Raw genomic sequence first — 16,563 nt, forward strand, 5'->3', positions numbered from 1 at the left:
ATTTCCCCATAGGTTCAAAAAACGACATATATAGGATAGTTTTCTGCAAAGTCGCCACCACCCGCCACACCCGCCACACCCCCGAACGCGCCAAATTCTGCAAATTGAAATCGGCTCGACAGTGCTTGATAGTCGCGGGCCGCTGTACGGGATCGGTGCCGAAGCTTGCGCGAGAGACCACCACTATGCGCACGCGCATACGCGCGCGAGCGCGAGCGCGGCCGTAAAGGCTCGTCGATGATGGCTTGCGGGCTGGTGGCCCGATCAGGTGTCGTGCAGGTCCGAAAAACACTCGCGGCGGCGCGCCGTCCAAACAACGTGTGCGGGAACGCTTTGCAGCAGCGCAGGAAAATTTCCGAGACTTGGGCACCAGCCGCACCTCGGAGCACGCTCATGAACCCGCGAATGCTGTTTGTCCCTGATTCCACCGCCCGCCTGGTTCTCGCCGAGCTTGACACCGGTGCTTCGCTCACGCAGGCGCAGCTCGCCATGCGAACGCGTCGCACGCTTGGATCCGTGTGCAAAGCGCTGCAACTGCTCATTTGCTCCGGGTACGTCCGCCAGGCCGGCGCGCGGGTGCGCAGGTTCGGGGTGTCGATCGGGCGCCGCCAATTCGAGTTTGTGAGGACGAACAAGGCGCTGGAGCTTGACGACGGCCTGCCCCAGCTTGATGCGGCAACCATGCTTGAGCTTGCCGCACTCATGGGCGAACTCGTCCGGGCTTCGCTGGAAGCGCAACGGTCGCACGCATAAGCGACAATCCGCGCCAAAATCCAAATCGGACTCCTAATCTGTTCACTGCATTTCATTGCTTTTCGCGCCATGCCGCCGTAAACTGACAACACATTGGACGTTCGTCCTTATATGTAGTCAAGCGGGGTGGCGAGATGGCAAACCGCAAATTCGTGGCGTACTACCGGGTGTCGACGGCCAAGCAGGGAGTGAGCGGCCTGGGGCTCGACGCACAGCGCGAGTCGGTTACCCGGTACCTGAATGGCGGCTCGTGGGATCTCGTTGGCGAGTTCACCGAGACAGAGACCGGCAAGGGTGCCGATGCGCTGGCGAAGCGCCCGCAGCTGCGTGCCGCGCTCGAGCTGTGCCGCAAGCGTGGTGCGCGGCTGCTGATCGCCAAGCTCGATCGCCTTGCCCGCAACGTCCACTTCATCTCCGGGCTGATGGAAAGCAAGGTGAAGTTCGTCGCGGTGGACATGCCCGAAGCCAACGAACTCACGATCCATATCATGGCCGCGTTTGCCGAACACGAGGCCAAGCGCATCAGCGAACGCACAAAGGACGCACTGCGCGCCGCCAAGGCCCGTGGCGTCGTTCTGGGCTCGACTGGACCCCAGAACCTCAAGCGAAACATCGAAGCCCGCCAGCGGGCCGCGGATGCGTTCTCAGGATCTCTTTCGGGCGTACTGGGCGGATTCAAGGCGGCCGGCCTGTCGCAGCGCGCGATGGTGGCCGAGCTCAACAAGCTCGGCGTCAGGACGGCGCGCGGCGGTGAATGGTCGCTGGCACAGCTGCAGCGCGTGCTCGCGCGGGTGTAGCCACCCCTGCCCGATCGCAGCCGCCCAGCACCCGAGGGCACGCCGCCCAGTGCAGCGCCGCGCACCGTGCGCAGGCCAAACTCTGGGACCACCCTGGTCCCCACGGACCGGGGGCACAAAAGTTGGCGACCTGCTCTCCAAACCGCACAGCGAAAAAACATTGATCAGGAATTCGCAAAATTTCACGCGTTTCGCCAGTCATAAGACCCCACCCCCTGCACATTCGCCGCAACAGATGCATGGTCAAAGCGACAGGGGTCGCCCGTGCGCGCGTGAATGTGCGTGCTCACGCGCGTGCGTATACGCGCGCCAAGAGCCGAGGAAAATAACTGAGGATGTATCCCGTGCGGATCTGCATGTCGCAGTTTCACACTGCAAAGGGGCAAACCATGGCCGGACTTTCAGGGCTTCCATATTTTCTGCAGGATCAGCAGGCCGCGCAGCAGCAGGCCGCGCAGCGCCAGTACCTGCAGATGCAGATGGCGCAGTTCCAGCAGGCTCAGCAGGACCGTCAGCGCCAGCAGGCAGCACTGGCCGCGGCGGGCAACGCACTGCCGCAATTGGTCAGTCAGCAGCAGCAGCCGATGCAGCTCGCGCCGCCACCGCAAACTCCAGCACCCGGGCAATCATCTCAATCCACGCAACAGGCAGGCGGTTGGCCCATACCGCAGATGCCCGGCGGGGTTTCATTGCCTTCTGGGCCAGTGCCGGGGCAGCTGAGCCGGCCGCCTCAGACGCCCGGCAGCATGACTGGCTCAATGTCCGGAATGGGGGGGGGCGGCGCCCGGGGCATTAAAGCCTCCCCTGCCACCATTTCGCCCGCTGCCTACGTCAGCGTCACCTGCACAGGCATCACCAGGGGCTATCCCGCCTCCGCCTGTGCCTCAACAACAGCCGCAGACGCCGTCCGGTCCGCTATCGATGGAAAGCGCGATCAAGGTGCTGCAGGATCAGGGTTTGAGTGGCGCGGATCTGATGGCCGGTCTCGCGCAGCTCACGCCGATTCTCGACTCGCGGGCGAAGGTGCAGGCCGCGCAGTTGCAGCAGCAGTTCCAGCGGGAGTTGCAGATGGCGAACCTGCAGGAGCGTTACGACGCGCTTCGCCAGCAGGCGGAAAACAACTCAGCCAACCGTGCAGATCGCGAGCAGGCCCACGCGGATTCTCTAGGCATACAGCGAGCGATGCTCGATCTGCGCCGTCAGGAATTCAGCGCAAAAAATCCGGCGCCGAGCAGCGGCGTGCCTAATATCGCGCCGGATGCGGCGGGCAATCTGCCGCCGGCGCATGCGGTGGGTGGATATAGTGGGGAAGCAATCGACGCGATGTCGAAAGCGTACGCTGCCGGCAACACCGCCATCGTCAATGGTCTGGGGCGCAACACCGCCGACCGGAACGTCAGAGCAGAAGTCATTAGCCGCGCTTCGGCGTACCAGAAACAGTCCGGCGGGGATATGGCCGCCACGCCGATCGAGTACAAGGCAAACACACGCGGAGCTATTGTGAACGCGCAGCAGGGCGCCAAGGTCGATGCAGCGGCCGGAGCACTGACCCAGCCGGGCGGTATTGGAGACCAGTTTCAGGGAGCCATCGACGCGCTCAATCGTACTGGCATTCCTCTCGCCAACGAGGCGCAGATGGCGGCGCTTCGGGCAACGAATGACCCGCGCATTGCGGCCTACGATGCCGCCCAGAATGGCGTCGTTTCAGAAGCCGCGCAGATTCTTGGCCGCGGTACGCTTACGGTCAACTCGATGGAGGAAGCGCGTCGTGTCGTCAACGGGTGGCACACCTCGGCGCAGGCCAAAGCCGGTCTGGCCCAGTTGAAGAAGGAAGCAGAAACCACCATCTCGGCGTCGCGCAGGGAAGTCAGAACGTCGGCATCGGGTGGCGCGCCGGTGCGTGTGTCGTCCGATGCCGAGTACAACAACCTGCCTTCGGGTGCCGAGTTCATCGCGCCGGACGGCTCGCACCGGAGAAAGCCGTAATGGGCTGAAAAGAGGCATCGCACCATAGCTCTCCCAGCCTTTCCGGCCAGACGCGCCGCGCGTCCCCCACCTGGAAGAAACCCAGCTCTTCCCTGTGCGCGTAGATCGTGCCGTAAGACCCGCGCAGGAGCCGCGCCGCCTCGCGGATGCTCAGCGCCGGGCCGGACGAGCGACCAACGCCCGCGATACGAAAAAACACCCAAGACCGAAGCTGCAAACTTTTGCGCTTTCACGTGCACACCCGAAGTTAACCGGCGACGGTTGACACGCGTAACCAACCCAGGTTAAATTAACCTCGCATAGTTAAGTGACCACCCCCAGGAGATAGAGATGATCAGTGCGTTTGGCGAGTTCGTACGGGATCTGCGCCATAAGCATTCCGAGTTGCTTAAGGACATGGCGGAGAAACTCAAGGTTACGTCGGCCTTCCTGTCGGCAGTCGAAACGGGGCGAAAAAGCATCCCACCCGACTGGTGCGACAGGATCGCTGCCCTTTATGCGTTGCCGAAAGCCGAGGTCGCGAAGCTGCGAAAGGCGATCGACGAATCGCAACGTAGCGTGACGATCGACCTCGACGGCCAGTCCGCTGCCCGACGAGGTGTCGCAGTGGCGCTGGCCCGACGTTTCAACGAGATGTCCGACGAAGAGCTGGCGCAACTGCGACAAAACATGTTTTTGCTTAAACCGAAGGGAGATAAGTAATGCATGACTTTCGTGCTCTGCCGATGAGGCGCAGCGAGATCCGGGCAGTCGCCTGTGATCTGCGGCGCTCGCTCGGCCTCGAGGGGCTTTTGTGGTTCCCGGTGCTGCAGCTGGTAGAGCATGCGTTCCCGCGGCTCGACAGGCAGTATCACTTCGAAGTCGCGGAATACGACGAGCTCGGCGAATCACACGGGCTTACGGTCCGCGACGGAGATTCGGTCTGCATCAAGATCCGCGAGGACATCTACGATCGCGCCTGGTCCGACGAGGGGCGTGATCGCGGGACGGTGGCGCACGAAGCGGGGCATTACCTGCTTCATGCACGATCGCCCGCGCTGCACCGCCACTTTGGCGGCCCGCTGAAATCCTACGAGGATCCGGAATGGCAAGCCAAGGCCTTTCAGGGCGAGCTCCTGATCCCGAAGCACCTCGTCACCGGGATGAGCATCGCGGATGTGGCGAAGGAATGCGGGGTTTCTTACGATGCCGCCGAGTACCAGATGAATCTGTACGCGGCCGGCAAATGAAAAAGCGCGTTGACGAGCGGCAACTCATCAACGCGCCTTGAGGCAAGGAACGCCAAACTGCTCCTGGCGCTCCCTCACGACTTGCTTATGTGCGACCGGAATGGTAGATGGTCAATTCCGGGTAGTCAAGTTGTGAGTTCCCATCGGGGCACGCTTTTACGGAGGTGTCGCATGTTCACACAGAACCTGCGTCCGAAAATCGTCCGTGTGAGCAGCTATGTTCGTCGCCGCTTTGGCCGCATCGAACACGTCTGCCAGCACTGGCGTTCAGTACCGAGCGTGTAAACCCCCCGCCAGGCAACGGCTTTCAAAAACTCCCGTTGCCTGGCATACCGAACGAGATCAATATGACTATTTTTGCGAAAACGGCCGATCCTGCGGCCCTTCTGAAATCCATCAGGAAGCTCATCGACGAAGGCAAGATCGAGACGTGGGCGTACGACAAGGACGGCGATTTTTACCACACGCCACCGCAGTGGAAGCACAAGGCGTGGCTGCGGCCGTACGTCGTCACTGGCGGCCTGAAGCTCCACCTGATCAAGCGCAAGGACGAGGCTCTCAGCAAGACGGTGTACGGCGTCTATCACGGCCGCTTCATTGAAATGCTGTTCACACGCTTCGACGATCGCTGTGACTCTGTCGAAGCGTCGGCGCTTCAAGGGTCCTACGTCCCTTGATCGACTGACGCGCTGTACGCCTTCAGACCACGTCGGCCGGCATCAGTCCGGCCGACAACGAATTCGACTCGCCGGAGCCTGTCCGGTTGCCGCGCGACCTCGACGCTGAAACAGCAAATCACACTCTCAACTTTCCAGACGTTTGCGCTATGTTGACGCGGCACTGCGGACCTGGCCGAGCTGATCGATGGGGATTTGAATAACCGCCGGTTGAGCTGAAAGGCTCACGGACGCAAGGATCTGCTCAACATCGCCCGCAGATTTTCGGAGCCGATGCACCTGCCGGACCGGGACGGTGCAACAGTGGCCAGACGTCCGCGCCGGCCCGCTGAGGCGGTCGGGCGCGTCCGGTTAGTTTTTCTTCCGCGGGCGCCCAACGCGTGCGGTCTGATGCGACTCCACCCACTCGATGACCTCCATTGCCTTCCAGCGCGGATGCGCCCTCCCAATGCCGCCGACGTTGGGTAGCCGGATTGCCTCCGGAAAGCCTGGCAGGCAGACGACCCGATCCCTGACGACCTGTGCCGGGCGTTGCAGATACTCACCAATTTCGCCGGTCGACCACAAGGCGTGCTCGATCGGAACCTTGGACTTTAGGCGCTTTTCCAGTTCACCGGCAACCCTGCAGGCCAGTTCATCAATTTCGTACACGGTGCCGCTCTCCCCAGCACGCGGGCGGTCCTTTTCAAGGGCGTCAATCTGCGCGATGAGTGTGTCAAGTTGGCCGCGCATTTCAGCGACGGTCTGACGGATCTTTGCCAGTTCCATATCGGGGCTTCCCACAAATCTCCATGACAGCGTCGAGCCGAAGTGCTAGCTCGACGCTGATGCTGCTTAACGCGCCTCCATCTCGGCATAACCGTCAACGAACCCGGTTTCGAACCCCATGCCGTGAGCGATCAGCTCGAGCGCGTCGCCCCGCATCTAGCGCACACGCAAGGCCGCATCGACCTGTTCAATCGGAATCAGGCCGCAGCGATTGAGCTTGAACTGTCCCACCCGAACCATCTTCGAGACCGAGTGGCGACTCAGACCTAGCATCTCGGCAGCCTGCGTGATCGTCACCTGGACGGGTCTCGGGTGACGATCGGCGTAGAGCTGCACCGCTTGAATCGCTATCCTGAGCACGTCGTTTTCTGCGATCGAGCCGGTCAACGACCCAACACCAGAGGTGCGGTTCAGTTGCGCATATTGTTGGGCATCGAGCGTCATTTCACCTTCGAATTTGCAACGCATCTGAACTCCGGTGGGTAGGGGTAAATCATCGATCAGACGGGCGCCACCGCGTCTCCTTGTTGCGACGACCAGCAGGCAGGCACGTCAAGTTGTGTATTAAAGGTCCGTGCCTGTCAGTCAGGTCGCATCGCTGCGTCAATCATCTCGATGGGGATGAGGCCGCACTTATTGAGCTTTAGAACTCCGGCCTTGATCAGGCTGTGCACGGTGCGCGCGCTTACGCCCAGCATCTCGGCGGCCTGCTTCTGGTTGACCTGTGAGGGGCGTGGGTGGCGCTCCGCGTAAAGCTGCACCGCTCGGATCGCAATACGGAGATCGTCGTTCATTTAGCCCTCTTCGCTATTTCGGAATGCCATCAGCCAGATCGAACCGCACCAGCTACCTTACCGATCTGGCTGCTTGCGGCGTGCTGGTTTGAACCGTCGCCGCCCTGCCGGCCTGCGAGCGACCCGGTGCGGCCGCGGCCAAGCGACACACAAGCCGAAGGCGCCGTATTACGTCACTCCTTGCCTGGCACGCCGATACCGCTCAGCGTGCCTCCACCTCGGCGTAACGGTCGACCATTTCGGCTTCGTGTGCCATGGCGCACGCGATCAGCTCCAGCGCGTCGAGCAGCCCTGAGTGTCGATACTGAGCGCGACCGGTTCGTCATTGCCTTCTTCGCGGATGCTGTTACTGACGAGCCGGCCGATAGTCTGGCTTGCGTTCGCGGCGCGGGCGGAACGCGGAGTTATGCCAGGTATCCGGCCTGGTTCAACGTCCGATTGTGCCAGCCGGTGTGGCTGGCCGGCAGAACGTTCATATCAGTCATTTTTCCACTTCTCCGGGTCTTCAAGCTCCAGGAGCCAGCCGTCATCGGACAGGATCGGCGGATTGCCTTCAAGCGCCATCTGCAGGCAATGAAACACCGTGTCCTGGAAGCCGCGCATCTGCTGCTCGGGCATCTGTGCGCGCATCGACAGAAACTGATCGCCCATATCCCACGGTGCGATCTCGGCCCGATCGCTCCAGCTTTGCATGAACTCGACGGCCGCGCACGAGCCCGCCCTGTACTCCGCGGAGAGATGTCGCTTAAGCATGGCGCTCATCGTCCAGCGTATCGTTCACCGCCAGATCCATGGCCGTCTCGTGCATCGAGTTGCTCGCCTCCTCGAGATAGCTGCCGATGATCTCGATTGCGTTGAGCAGACCAAGATGCGCGGCGTGGTCCAACGGCTGCGCGCGGGACATGGTGGGCTCGCAAAGGCTGTTGTGGACCAGGCGTGCGAGCGTTGTGATCGCACTGGCCGAGCGGGCGACGTCCGCGACGTGACGGAACTCGACCGTTACGTGCGCGGGACCCCGGGCATTGTAGTGATCGAAAGTAAACGCGTCCCCGACGTCGGAGCAGGACGCTACCGGCTTGTCTTTGTGGATGGAGGAATTTTGCGCTTGCCCGGATTGAGCATTGTGGCTGACGGCTTGCATGGTACGGACTCCTGTGTTTTTCAAGAGCCTGCCACTCCGTTTCCAGACGAGGTGGGCAGGCACGTGGCAGGGCTGGAAAACCGGAACACAGGAACCGGCAGGCGCGAGCGCCTCCCCACCACGGCCCGCCCATAAACTGGGCGCGCAATGATACAACGGACGAAAAAATACCGCCTCGTGGCGGTTCGTCCGCCTGTGTTCGCTCGGGTTTCCAGGCCCGGCCGCTGTTGTTTCAGCGACGTTTAAAGACTAGTCCTACGCACGGGTATCGTCAAGCCGGAACGCGTAATTTTTTACTGGTAGGTGTGCAATGCCGCTCAAGTCAAGCCGAATCCTGTCGTTATCTCTGTATTCCATACAAGAGATTGCGGCACACATGACTCCAACGCTAGATATCCGAGAATGGTCACGAAAGCAGGTAAAAGAGCTGGGTGAACATGCCTTATGGGCATTTATGCAGGTTCTTTACACGACAGTTCCGCTTCTTGTTCTTTTCGGAGTTACCGCAGTATTGGGCGGTGGCGACTTGATGACCGTGTTCGGTGGGTCCGAAGCGATGTTTGTTGTAGTCATCGCATTTATCGACGGTGCGCGCGATTCGCTCCGAGGTGTTTCGCTCGACTCGCAGAAGGGAGAGACGGAGAAATTGGACACGGTAGCGATAGGGTCAACCATTCTGGTCGTGATGTCAGTGCTGACTCTTGCCTTGTCCATAGCAATGGACAAAAACGCGATCGCCATAAGTCCCGGGAGACACGAGGCATTCGAAATACTTGTTCGGAACCTGCTTCTTCTCGCACTCGTAACGTCGTGGATTTGTAAATTCCGACTAAAGCGACTCGAACAGAAGTTGTCTAAAGCCCGTCTCGCGGCATCCTCGTCGCCCCACTTTCAGGACTAGAACGAGGGAGGTCTTCGACGCGCGACCGTCGGACGCAAATGCTCACTGAAGCTTGCGGCCATGCGAACATGGCGACACAATCCTGCAGACAACGGGGTCCACAATGAAAACGAAAATAGCTCTTGCGGTCCTGACCATTCTCGCTGCATGCACGACCATATCCGAGGTCACGCCGGCCGGTGACGGCCACTACACTGTCACGACGCAGGTCCGCGGCGGCATGACGCCATGGGGAGAGATCAAAGCGACCAGCCTGAAGCGCGCGGATGAATATTGCAGCAGCCAGGGCAAGCAGATGCATCAGGTCGACATGCAGACGCACGGCGTGCGTGGATGGACGCCGCAGGAGGCGGAACTGACATTCGCGTGTATTCAGCCGCAGACAGACAATGCCGTCATCAAGTAACCTCGACGACGAAGCCCGCGCCGAACTGCTCTGCTACCTGGTGCTCGCCCAGCTGGTCGCTCGAGCGCGCACCGGCGAGTGGCTGCGCACCGATCACCTCGTCGAATCGACTCGGATTTGGCTGGCTAGCAACGGAGCCGAAGGCAATTGGAAAGAACGCATCCACCTGGGAGCAATATCGGAAACAGTCGCACTGGGCTTCGCCGAGTTGCCTCTGTTCTGGCATGCCGACTCGCTGACAAAGTTGTTCACAGATGGCTGGCGGCCCGACTACCGGTCACCGATCGTCCGCGAGGTTTATGCGGCCTGTGAGAGCGAGATCAGCCCGTAGCCGCCGGTCGGTCAGGCGACCATTAGCGCAGCAAGACACGAAAGCGCCAAAGCCAGGAATAGGCCGCCGGCAAGAAGGTGGTATGGATGTTTCATGTGATCCCCGATTTGTTATCCGCGAAGCATAAGACGAACGGGGACGGCGATGTGTTAAGGATGGCCAGGTCGCAGATGTGAAAAAGCCCAGCGCGCAGGACTGGGCTTCGAATCAGCCAGGGCTTTACCGCGACGTAAAACTAGGGGATATGAAAAGCCCCGCTCAGGGCGGGGCTTAGTATGCTCATACGCAGCGAGGAGGCAGCCTATACCTTACCTGCCGTCTGCGGTGAGTCGGTATGTTCGCTCTGCGTGTCGGGATGACCGCGGAAAGCAGAGAGGTCCTTCGCGTCAGCATTCTTCATGACCCGGAAGGCGAGGACTAACGGCGCAAAAAACCCCTTCGAACCCTCTTTCACAGCACCGATAAATTCGTCTCGAAGAGTAGTAGGACCGTCCATGCTAGCCTCCTTATTTCTTGAAGAGATGCAGCAATTCGCGCATGAAACCGCGTGCCGCAACCGCCAGATAAAAAACATACAGCGTACAGTCAAGCAGAAAACTGCCCCGCTCTAACCAAGTAAATACGAACCTGATGAAGTTCGAAACCTCGAATCGGTCGTCTGCCCAGTCAAGTCCCTTAGCAAAACCCACCGAAAAGAGGAACAGCACGACGAACATCAATGTCGCGCCGACAACATGCCCAACCAAAATAACCGAAGGCGTTGCGATCGTCCTCAACGACTTGCCGATCACTATTGCCTTACTTCGGAGCCAGTTGTGATCGTCAGCACCCGTCTTCGTCTCAGCAGAAGACACTTGGCTAGGTGAAGCGGCCGACAACGTCGGTTCCGCCGAATCCGACGATTCAGGCACTTAGAGGTCCCTGCCTTCCAGATGCGCTTTCACGATTGTCCCCTCATTATTTTGGTCTTTCTACGTGTCGCGGCCAACGACCTATCCTGCAAGGTATGACGGCATTCTAGCCCAAAGGTTTAGCTTTCTGCATTAAGTGTTACACCTCCGTTTGCACTGCAACAATGGTTCAAGTCATTGATTTTTATGGGTACTAGATATGAACCTAACGCAATAATTCAAGCATAACGGTACACAAACGAACGTCCCGGGACGGTCTGTGCTGAAACCTCCGGTACTCCCGGTGCTCGACCATGATCGACAGCGCCGACACTATCAAAGTCGCGCGACGGCCTGTTCTGGGATCATGCCAGCCAGACGTGGCCGCCGCGCGACATGGGAATCGCACCCGTATTTCCTCAAGAGACGATTTTTAGGGGCATCCTTGGGGGCATAAATTTCTAAAAATCGGCTGAAATACCCTACCGACATTGAAGTATGAATTCTGTCGGGGGACCAATCAGCAACATCCAGACACATCAAAAAGCCCCGCCCGGCATTGCCCGGCGGGGCTTTTTTGCCTCCGTCATTACCCACGCGTCTGCCGAATACGGAACGGTTGAAGCCCAATTCTCCTCTGCCCTGCGTGCCAACCGTACCCGCCTGACCACATCCGCGAAATCCACGCAGCCTATAAACCCACACCACCCACCAACACCTAAAGTATTCCCACCGCCCGCCGAAAATCAGGCATGGAAAACGACGACCGCCTCCGCCCTGGCCATCCTCTATATGAAGAAGCGATGGCTCTCGAATTGACCGTGCGCACGCTGCGTCACGCACGGGGCAAGAAGAATCCAGAAGACGTCCTCTATGCCTCACCCGAGTGGAACGTCGTCAGCGAGGAGTTTGTGCGCGACCTTTACCGAGCGATGGGTGGCAACCCGGCCGAACTGCCCTGACCGCCGCAACGGGTCTCGCCATCACATCGCAGTCGCAGCACAAACCACCCTCACCCCATCACGCAGGCCGCTTCGGAATATCCAATCCCCGGGCCACTGCCGGACGCGCAACAAACGCCGCCAGCACCCGCTTCACATTCGAAAACTCGTCAATCCCAACCAGATCCCCGGCTTCGTAAAACCCGACCAGATTACGCACCCAAGGGAAAGTCGCGATATCAGCAATCGAGTACTGATCCCCCAAAATCCACTCGCGCCCTTCAAGCTGCCGATCCAGCACAGCAAGCAGTCGCTTCGCCTCACCGATATAGCGATCACGCGGGCGTTTGTCTTCGTATTCCTTTCCAGCGAACTTGTGGAAGAAGCCCACCTGGCCAAACATCGGGCCGATGCCGCCCATCTGGAACATCACCCACTGGATCGCTTCATAACGGCCGGCGGCATCCTGTGGAATGAATTTGCCAGCCTTGTCCGCGAGGTAAATCAGAATCGCGCCGGATTCGAACAGCGGCAGCGGCTTGCCGTCCGGACCGTTCGGATCGATGATCGCCGGAATCTTGTTGTTCGGATTCAGCGACAGAAACTCCGCCGACATCTGGTCGTTCGTATCGAAGCGCACGAGGTGCGGCTCATAGGCCAATCCGGTCTCTTCGAGCATGATCGAAACCTTCACGCCATTGGGCGTCGGCAGCGAATACAGCTGAATCCGGTCCGGATGCTCGGCAGGCCATTTCTTCGTGATCGGGAAGGCGGAGAGATCGGTCATGGATGGTGTAACCCTTATGCGAAAGCTGCGGCTAAAAATGGGAATCGGAAATCAGCGACCGGCCGAAAGACCGAGAACAGAGACCCGAACACGCGACCGCCAAATATAAACCGACTCGGCAGAACGCGTGCGTGAGCGCCGCAGTGCGGGTCGCCTCGAATCACACCAACGCGAACATTGCCACGCGACGCGTTTCCCCACCGCCTAACCGCACAAAGGCACTCAGGTTCACCACAAATCCTTGGTAGCCGTACCGGCGCGCAGGTTATACCCTTCGCGCCACAAAGCCGCGCCGATTGTCAGCAACAGCGTCTTCTGCTCGCCATCGTGTTGGTCCCACGTCGCCGCCAGCCACGTGGCGAAACTCGCACAGAGGGTTTCGAGGTCGACGGGCGTCTTGCCCTCGAGGTACTGCCGCTCGAACATCGAAAGCACTTTTTCGGGTGTCATAGGCGCCTCCTACGTGTTGGATGCGCCAAGTCTAAAGGCGGCGCACAGCGTGCGGAACGTCCACGGCGCCGAACCCGGGTTACTCCCAGGCCAAAACGGCGCCGTACCCCGCGTCTGACGGAAAAGCACTAACACCCAACAGCCAGAGCCCGGCACCCAAGCCCCGTAAAAACAGAAAAAGGCGCCGAAGCGCCTTTCCCCGTCAAACAACACCGCGAACCAAATTACGGCGCGTTGCGCTTTGCATTGTCCTTGGCGTCTTCCTTAGCGTCGCCATAGGCCTTCTGCACCTTGCCGGCGCCTTGTTGAAGGTCGCCCTTAAGTTCCTTACCGGGGTTGTTGGTGGCCTTGCCGACGGCTTCGTTGACCTTGCCCTTGATCTGCTCACCCACACCCTTTACCTGGTCCTTGTTCATGTTTGGCTCCGATATCTGGAATGCCGGCGCGTCATTACGCCAGTATCCCGATTCAGCAACGGGTGTGCCCACGCCGCCCGCCGGCCGTTTTGCCCAACGAACCGAACCGCGAAAAATATTTCAAAAAAGCCCTAAAGTCCCGCCCCGGCCTGCCGTAAAGGTGCCATGGAGGGGCCATGGAACGCACACTCATTATGCTGACGGGGTCATCCCAGGCGGCGCTAGTCGACCAGGATATCGCGCATATTGGGCGCGTGATGCGACCGTCTTTACAAGGCGATCTGGCTGGACCGATTCTGCCGGTTACCTACTGGCGCAAGCGCCTGTACCAATTGCTCGACACCGGCAATCTGTCCCACGCGCAACTGTGCGCGGTCGACAGCCTCCTGCTCCAGTTGGACCGGTTCGAAGCCGAACCCCCGCCAGTATGGACCGGACCGACCGCCGCCCCGTTCCAGCCGCTACACGTCGCCGCCAGCCGTCATCTCTGATCTGACGCGCCGCAAGCTCGATGGCCGGTCTTCCGCGCCGCTCAGCCCTACTCTTCCCAGCTAAAACCCAGCTAAAAAAAGGCCGCGAACCCTGTCGCGGCCTGAACACGTCGCAACGCGGGGATTTCGCGTCACGCTGTAAGCCTACACGTCCAACTGTGACATTCGCATTTAGGCAAAACGGTCTTCGTGCGACCGGAAATTTTCTGCTCACACTCAGTGAAAATAGGAAAAAGGGACGACCTTAGGTCATAATGTCCGCAAAAATTCCCAGCAAGGACATCCGTGACCCTCGCCGCACCGCTCGACCTGCTCAAACAGGCGCGCGCCCGCTTCACTCAACGCGAAATCGCCGCGCACGTCGGTAAGGACATCAAGACGGTACGTCGCTGGGAAAAAGGCGAAACACCGTGTCCGTCGATGCTCGAACCAGCCTTGCGCGATCTGCTGCACAGCAGCGGCCGGACGAAGGCCGGCTCAGCCACCGGTGACGCCCAATTCCGCTTCATCGATCTGTTTGCGGGCATCGGCGGCATTCGGATGGGTTTCGAGGCGCACGGTGGCGACTGCGTCTTCACGAGCGAGTGGAACGATTTCTCCACCAAGACCTATCGCGAGAACTACCCTCCCGGCGGCGACCACGCGCTGATCGGCGACATCGTCTCCTTTCCCGCCGAAGAAGTGCCGAGCCACGACGTGCTGCTTGGCGGCTTTCCGTGCCAGCCGTTCTCGATTGCCGGCGTCAGCAAGAAAAACGCGCTGGGTCGTCCACACGGCTTCGAATGCACGACGCAGGGCACGCTGTTTTTCGACGTCGCGCGAATCATCGCGGCAAAGCGCCCCGCCGCATTCCTGCTGGAGAACGTGAAGAATCTGCTCTCGCACGACAAAGGCCGCACCTTCGACGTGATCCTGCAGACGCTGCGCGACGAGCTCGGCTACGAAGTGCACTACCGCGTGGTCGACGGCCAGCATTTCACGCCGCAGCATCGGGAGCGCATCATCATCGTCGGCTTTCGCGGCAAGACGTCGTTTTCCTGGGACGATCTGCGTCTGCCGGAAAGCGGTCCGCGCCTTGGCTCGATCCTGCATCGCACGGACGGCAGCGAACCGGTGCTGCCATGGGACCACGATCGCTTCTTCGACCACGCGAGCAAACGCGTGCAGCCGAAGTACACGCTCACCCCGAATCTCTGGACCTATCTGCAAAACTACGCGGCGAAGCATCGCGCGGCGGGCAATGGCTTCGGTTTCGGCATGGCTTATCCCGACAGCGTCACGCGCACACTCTCGGCGCGTTATCACAAGGACGGGTCGGAGATCCTGGTCTATCAAGGCGAACACTTGCGGCCGCGGCGCCTCACGCCGCGTGAATGTGCACGGCTGATGGGCTTTCCCGACACCTTCAGGATTCCGGTCAGCGACACGCAGGCTTACCGGCAGTTCGGCAACAGTGTCGTCATGCCGGTGATGCGAGAAGTGGCGCGCATCATGCTGCCGCATGTGCAAACCCTGCTCGCCGTGGAGACGCACAATGGTTCGAAGCAAGCCCTTTCGCTCTATTCCTGAGCGGCCCGATCCGCTACCCAGACGCTAACGATGGTCGATATCGTCGACAGCGCAACGCGTAGCCGGATGATGTCCGGCATTCGCGGCCGCAATACGAAGCCGGAAATCCTGATCCGCAGCCTGCTGCATGGCCGGGGCTTTCGCTTCCGTTTAGACGCGCGCGATCTGCCGGGCCGGCCGGATATCGTGCTGCCGCGCTATCGCGCCGTCGTGCTGGTGCACGGCTGTTTCTGGCATGGTCACGACTGCCATCTGTTCAAATGGCCGCAGACTCGGTCCGAGTTCTGGCGCGACAAGATCGGCCGCAATCGCAGCAATGACGAGAAGGTTCGCGCGGCGCTGCTTGCGAGCGGCTGGCGCGTCGGGGTGGTATGGGAATGCGCTTTGCGTGGCGCGAATCGCGATATCGAGGGGGTGTTGCAGCGGCTCGTCGACTGGTTGAAGAGTGACGCGCCGAGCTTCGAGGAACGCAGCTGAAAGCTGCTTGTAGCCTGCCCGGCTGGAGGGAACTCCAGAGCCGCTGGTGATACACTCGATTGGCTAGCTCGGAGCATTTTTTGCGTGCCGACGCTGCAGAAATCAGGCAGCAACTGGCCGGCAGTTCAATGGCAAGCCGGTAGCAAAAACAGCACGCTCCGACCATCCCAGAACCACCAAGAAGGGAGGCACACGATGGCTGATTTCCGTCTCTGGTCCGACGATTTCCCCACCAACGGCTTTATGCCGAAAGCCCACGAATACCACGACAAGGCCTTCGGCGTAGACGGCGAAAACATTTCGCCCGCGTTGCAATGGGACGCGCCGCCGGCCGATACCCAAAGCTTCGCACTCACCGTTCACGATCCGGACGCGCCTACCGGCAGCGGCTTCTGGCACTGGGTCGTCGTCAACATTCCGGCTGATGCCCGATCGCTGCCGCGCAACGCGGGCAAAACCGATGGCTCATTGCTGCCGCAAGGCGCGCTGCAATTGCGCAACGACTACGGCACGGTCGGCTTCGGTGGCGCCGCGCCGCCGCGCGGCGACAAGACGCATCGCTATATCTTCCGCCTGCATGCGCTGAAGGTGCCGCATCTGCCGATCAATGCGGAGACCACCAACGCGGTTGCGCGCTTCATGACGCATCTGAACGAACTCGACTCGACCACCCACACCGGCCTGTACGAACTCAAATAACGCGTGAGACGCGATGCCGGTGCGCTGTCTCAGCGTCGGCATCGTCGCTGCGTGCCATCC

Annotated in this window: 26 protein-coding genes; 14 read left to right on the forward strand and 12 right to left on the reverse strand. The window is 60.3% G+C overall.

Annotated features, from left to right (window positions below; genetic code table 11):
* Positions 1-14: 14 nt before the first annotated feature.
* The gene (locus KHO30_RS31940) at positions 15-395 is read right to left on the reverse strand and encodes a hypothetical protein (protein WP_211703323.1); all 381 of its coding nucleotides are present in this window, start codon (positions 393-395) and stop codon (positions 15-17) included.
* On the opposite strand from KHO30_RS31940, the gene KHO30_RS31945 reads away from it, so the two are divergent.
* Complete coding sequence (locus tag KHO30_RS31945; RefSeq protein WP_211703324.1) at positions 394-753, forward strand: hypothetical protein; 360 nt, start codon at positions 394-396, stop codon at positions 751-753. The genes KHO30_RS31940 and KHO30_RS31945 overlap by 2 nt on opposite strands.
* A 134-nt stretch (positions 754-887) precedes the next feature.
* A complete protein-coding gene (locus KHO30_RS31950) occupies positions 888-1,550 on the forward strand; it encodes a recombinase family protein (RefSeq protein ID WP_211703325.1) in 663 nt (220 codons plus the stop codon).
* A 401-nt stretch (positions 1,551-1,951) separates the two neighbouring features.
* Here KHO30_RS31950 and KHO30_RS31955 read toward each other — a convergent pair whose 3' ends face one another.
* Complete coding sequence (locus KHO30_RS31955; protein ID WP_211703326.1) at positions 1,952-2,158, reverse strand: hypothetical protein; 207 nt, start codon at positions 2,156-2,158, stop codon at positions 1,952-1,954.
* Between the two features lie 271 nt (positions 2,159-2,429).
* On the opposite strand from KHO30_RS31955, the gene KHO30_RS31960 reads away from it, so the two are divergent.
* The 4 genes from KHO30_RS31960 to KHO30_RS31975 all read left to right on the forward strand — a co-directional run bounded on the left by KHO30_RS31960 (position 2,430) and on the right by KHO30_RS31975 (position 5,442).
* Positions 2,430-3,536: a hypothetical protein gene (locus tag KHO30_RS31960; protein ID WP_211703327.1), complete on the forward strand. Its 1,107-nt coding sequence runs from the start codon at positions 2,430-2,432 to the stop codon at positions 3,534-3,536.
* Positions 3,537-3,866: 330 nt separating this feature from the next.
* Positions 3,867-4,238, forward strand: a complete 372-nt coding sequence (locus KHO30_RS31965) for a helix-turn-helix domain-containing protein (RefSeq protein ID WP_211703328.1) — start codon at positions 3,867-3,869, stop codon at positions 4,236-4,238.
* Positions 4,238-4,765, forward strand: coding sequence for an ImmA/IrrE family metallo-endopeptidase (locus tag KHO30_RS31970; protein WP_211703329.1), 528 nt, complete (start codon positions 4,238-4,240; stop codon positions 4,763-4,765). The genes KHO30_RS31965 and KHO30_RS31970 overlap by 1 nt, the downstream gene beginning before the upstream one ends.
* 347 nt (positions 4,766-5,112) lie before the next feature.
* Entirely contained in the window at positions 5,113-5,442 is a 330-nt protein-coding gene (locus KHO30_RS31975) for a hypothetical protein (protein ID WP_211703330.1), read from the forward strand.
* Between the two features lie 351 nt (positions 5,443-5,793).
* On the opposite strand, the gene KHO30_RS31980 is transcribed toward KHO30_RS31975, so the two are convergent.
* From KHO30_RS31980 to KHO30_RS32000, 5 genes are all read right to left on the reverse strand, one after another.
* A complete protein-coding gene (locus KHO30_RS31980; RefSeq protein ID WP_244864182.1) occupies positions 5,794-6,210 on the reverse strand; it encodes a hypothetical protein in 417 nt (138 codons plus the stop codon).
* A 156-nt stretch (positions 6,211-6,366) separates the two neighbouring features.
* Positions 6,367-6,678, reverse strand: coding sequence for a helix-turn-helix domain-containing protein (locus KHO30_RS31985; RefSeq protein ID WP_244864183.1), 312 nt, complete (start codon positions 6,676-6,678; stop codon positions 6,367-6,369).
* 113 nt (positions 6,679-6,791) lie between these two features.
* On the reverse strand, positions 6,792-7,004 hold the full coding sequence (locus tag KHO30_RS31990) for a helix-turn-helix domain-containing protein (protein ID WP_211703331.1): 213 nt from the start codon (positions 7,002-7,004) through the stop codon (positions 6,792-6,794).
* Positions 7,005-7,481: 477 nt separating this feature from the next.
* Positions 7,482-7,757 (reverse strand): hypothetical protein, encoded by a 276-nt coding sequence (locus tag KHO30_RS31995; protein WP_211703332.1) that lies wholly within the window; start codon positions 7,755-7,757, stop codon positions 7,482-7,484.
* Positions 7,750-8,145, reverse strand: coding sequence for a hypothetical protein (locus tag KHO30_RS32000; protein ID WP_211703333.1), 396 nt, complete (start codon positions 8,143-8,145; stop codon positions 7,750-7,752). Before KHO30_RS32000 ends, KHO30_RS31995 begins: the two co-directional genes overlap by 8 nt.
* A 376-nt stretch (positions 8,146-8,521) precedes the next feature.
* Between KHO30_RS32000 and KHO30_RS32005 the strand changes: the two genes are divergently transcribed.
* From KHO30_RS32005 to KHO30_RS32015, 3 genes are all read left to right on the forward strand, one after another.
* Entirely contained in the window at positions 8,522-9,046 is a 525-nt protein-coding gene (locus KHO30_RS32005) for a hypothetical protein (RefSeq protein WP_211703334.1), read from the forward strand.
* A gap of 103 nt (positions 9,047-9,149) precedes the next feature.
* Positions 9,150-9,452, forward strand: coding sequence for a hypothetical protein (locus tag KHO30_RS32010; RefSeq protein WP_211703335.1), 303 nt, complete (start codon positions 9,150-9,152; stop codon positions 9,450-9,452).
* Entirely contained in the window at positions 9,436-9,783 is a 348-nt protein-coding gene (locus tag KHO30_RS32015; RefSeq protein ID WP_211703336.1) for a hypothetical protein, read from the forward strand. Before KHO30_RS32010 ends, KHO30_RS32015 begins: the two co-directional genes overlap by 17 nt.
* Positions 9,784-10,084: 301 nt before the next feature.
* On the opposite strand, the gene KHO30_RS32020 is transcribed toward KHO30_RS32015, so the two are convergent.
* Together KHO30_RS32020 and KHO30_RS32025 are read right to left on the reverse strand one after the other, a co-directional pair.
* Positions 10,085-10,279, reverse strand: a complete 195-nt coding sequence (locus KHO30_RS32020) for a hypothetical protein (RefSeq protein WP_211703337.1) — start codon at positions 10,277-10,279, stop codon at positions 10,085-10,087.
* A 10-nt stretch (positions 10,280-10,289) separates the two neighbouring features.
* Complete coding sequence (locus KHO30_RS32025) at positions 10,290-10,694, reverse strand: hypothetical protein (protein ID WP_211703338.1); 405 nt, start codon at positions 10,692-10,694, stop codon at positions 10,290-10,292.
* 731 nt (positions 10,695-11,425) lie between these two features.
* Here KHO30_RS32025 and KHO30_RS32030 point away from each other — a divergent pair.
* The gene (locus KHO30_RS32030; RefSeq protein ID WP_093643810.1) at positions 11,426-11,635 is read left to right on the forward strand and encodes a hypothetical protein; all 210 of its coding nucleotides are present in this window, start codon (positions 11,426-11,428) and stop codon (positions 11,633-11,635) included.
* Between the two features lie 58 nt (positions 11,636-11,693).
* On the opposite strand, the gene KHO30_RS32035 is transcribed toward KHO30_RS32030, so the two are convergent.
* From KHO30_RS32035 to KHO30_RS32045, 3 genes are all read right to left on the reverse strand, one after another.
* A complete protein-coding gene (locus KHO30_RS32035; protein ID WP_211703339.1) occupies positions 11,694-12,401 on the reverse strand; it encodes a glutathione S-transferase C-terminal domain-containing protein in 708 nt (235 codons plus the stop codon).
* 228 nt (positions 12,402-12,629) lie between these two features.
* Positions 12,630-12,851: a hypothetical protein gene (locus tag KHO30_RS32040; protein ID WP_054035047.1), complete on the reverse strand. Its 222-nt coding sequence runs from the start codon at positions 12,849-12,851 to the stop codon at positions 12,630-12,632.
* 224 nt (positions 12,852-13,075) lie between these two features.
* Positions 13,076-13,267: a CsbD family protein gene (locus KHO30_RS32045; RefSeq protein WP_035552219.1), complete on the reverse strand. Its 192-nt coding sequence runs from the start codon at positions 13,265-13,267 to the stop codon at positions 13,076-13,078.
* 176 nt (positions 13,268-13,443) lie between these two features.
* Here KHO30_RS32045 and KHO30_RS32050 point away from each other — a divergent pair, with 176 nt between their 5' ends.
* The 4 genes from KHO30_RS32050 (at position 13,444) to KHO30_RS32065 (ending at position 16,503) form a co-directional block, all read left to right on the forward strand.
* Positions 13,444-13,758 carry a hypothetical protein gene (locus KHO30_RS32050; RefSeq protein ID WP_211703340.1) on the forward strand — a complete coding sequence of 105 codons (315 nt, stop codon included), beginning with the start codon at positions 13,444-13,446 and terminating at the stop codon, positions 13,756-13,758.
* Between the two features lie 285 nt (positions 13,759-14,043).
* Positions 14,044-15,327: a DNA (cytosine-5-)-methyltransferase gene (gene dcm, locus KHO30_RS32055; RefSeq protein WP_211703341.1), complete on the forward strand. Its 1,284-nt coding sequence runs from the start codon at positions 14,044-14,046 to the stop codon at positions 15,325-15,327.
* A 30-nt stretch (positions 15,328-15,357) separates the two neighbouring features.
* A complete protein-coding gene (locus tag KHO30_RS32060) occupies positions 15,358-15,804 on the forward strand; it encodes a very short patch repair endonuclease (RefSeq protein ID WP_211703342.1) in 447 nt (148 codons plus the stop codon).
* Between the two features lie 195 nt (positions 15,805-15,999).
* A complete protein-coding gene (locus KHO30_RS32065; RefSeq protein ID WP_054035050.1) occupies positions 16,000-16,503 on the forward strand; it encodes a YbhB/YbcL family Raf kinase inhibitor-like protein in 504 nt (167 codons plus the stop codon).
* Positions 16,504-16,563 lie beyond the last annotated feature (60 nt).

This window comes from Paraburkholderia aspalathi (genome assembly GCF_905220735.1).
Lineage (GTDB): Bacteria > Pseudomonadota > Gammaproteobacteria > Burkholderiales > Burkholderiaceae > Paraburkholderia > Paraburkholderia aspalathi.

What these genes read in the sequence shown, in the direction of transcription:
- KHO30_RS32020 (WP_211703337.1), bottom strand. Translation starts at nt 10,279, where the DNA reads ATGGACGGTCCTACTACTCTTCGAGACGAATTTATCGGTGCTGTGAAA.
- KHO30_RS31940 (WP_211703323.1), bottom strand. Translation starts at nt 395, where the DNA reads ATGAGCGTGCTCCGAGGTGCGGCTGGTGCCCAAGTCTCGGAAATTTTC.
- KHO30_RS31995 (WP_211703332.1), bottom strand. Translation starts at nt 7,757, where the DNA reads ATGCTTAAGCGACATCTCTCCGCGGAGTACAGGGCGGGCTCGTGCGCG.
- KHO30_RS31950 (WP_211703325.1), top strand. Translation starts at nt 888, where the DNA reads ATGGCAAACCGCAAATTCGTGGCGTACTACCGGGTGTCGACGGCCAAG.
- KHO30_RS32060 (WP_211703342.1), top strand. Translation starts at nt 15,358, where the DNA reads ATGGTCGATATCGTCGACAGCGCAACGCGTAGCCGGATGATGTCCGGC.
- KHO30_RS32035 (WP_211703339.1), bottom strand. Translation starts at nt 12,401, where the DNA reads ATGACCGATCTCTCCGCCTTCCCGATCACGAAGAAATGGCCTGCCGAG.
- KHO30_RS31970 (WP_211703329.1), top strand. Translation starts at nt 4,238, where the DNA reads ATGCATGACTTTCGTGCTCTGCCGATGAGGCGCAGCGAGATCCGGGCA.
- KHO30_RS32045 (WP_035552219.1), bottom strand. Translation starts at nt 13,267, where the DNA reads ATGAACAAGGACCAGGTAAAGGGTGTGGGTGAGCAGATCAAGGGCAAG.
- KHO30_RS32050 (WP_211703340.1), top strand. Translation starts at nt 13,444, where the DNA reads ATGGAACGCACACTCATTATGCTGACGGGGTCATCCCAGGCGGCGCTA.
- KHO30_RS32000 (WP_211703333.1), bottom strand. Translation starts at nt 8,145, where the DNA reads ATGCAAGCCGTCAGCCACAATGCTCAATCCGGGCAAGCGCAAAATTCC.
- KHO30_RS32030 (WP_093643810.1), top strand. Translation starts at nt 11,426, where the DNA reads ATGGAAAACGACGACCGCCTCCGCCCTGGCCATCCTCTATATGAAGAA.
- KHO30_RS32010 (WP_211703335.1), top strand. Translation starts at nt 9,150, where the DNA reads ATGAAAACGAAAATAGCTCTTGCGGTCCTGACCATTCTCGCTGCATGC.
- KHO30_RS31980 (WP_244864182.1), bottom strand. Translation starts at nt 6,210, where the DNA reads ATGGAACTGGCAAAGATCCGTCAGACCGTCGCTGAAATGCGCGGCCAA.
- KHO30_RS31985 (WP_244864183.1), bottom strand. Translation starts at nt 6,678, where the DNA reads ATGCGTTGCAAATTCGAAGGTGAAATGACGCTCGATGCCCAACAATAT.
- KHO30_RS31990 (WP_211703331.1), bottom strand. Translation starts at nt 7,004, where the DNA reads ATGAACGACGATCTCCGTATTGCGATCCGAGCGGTGCAGCTTTACGCG.
- KHO30_RS32015 (WP_211703336.1), top strand. Translation starts at nt 9,436, where the DNA reads ATGCCGTCATCAAGTAACCTCGACGACGAAGCCCGCGCCGAACTGCTC.
- KHO30_RS32005 (WP_211703334.1), top strand. Translation starts at nt 8,522, where the DNA reads ATGACTCCAACGCTAGATATCCGAGAATGGTCACGAAAGCAGGTAAAA.
- KHO30_RS32040 (WP_054035047.1), bottom strand. Translation starts at nt 12,851, where the DNA reads ATGACACCCGAAAAAGTGCTTTCGATGTTCGAGCGGCAGTACCTCGAG.
- KHO30_RS31965 (WP_211703328.1), top strand. Translation starts at nt 3,867, where the DNA reads ATGATCAGTGCGTTTGGCGAGTTCGTACGGGATCTGCGCCATAAGCAT.
- KHO30_RS31975 (WP_211703330.1), top strand. Translation starts at nt 5,113, where the DNA reads ATGACTATTTTTGCGAAAACGGCCGATCCTGCGGCCCTTCTGAAATCC.
- KHO30_RS32065 (WP_054035050.1), top strand. Translation starts at nt 16,000, where the DNA reads ATGGCTGATTTCCGTCTCTGGTCCGACGATTTCCCCACCAACGGCTTT.
- KHO30_RS31945 (WP_211703324.1), top strand. Translation starts at nt 394, where the DNA reads ATGAACCCGCGAATGCTGTTTGTCCCTGATTCCACCGCCCGCCTGGTT.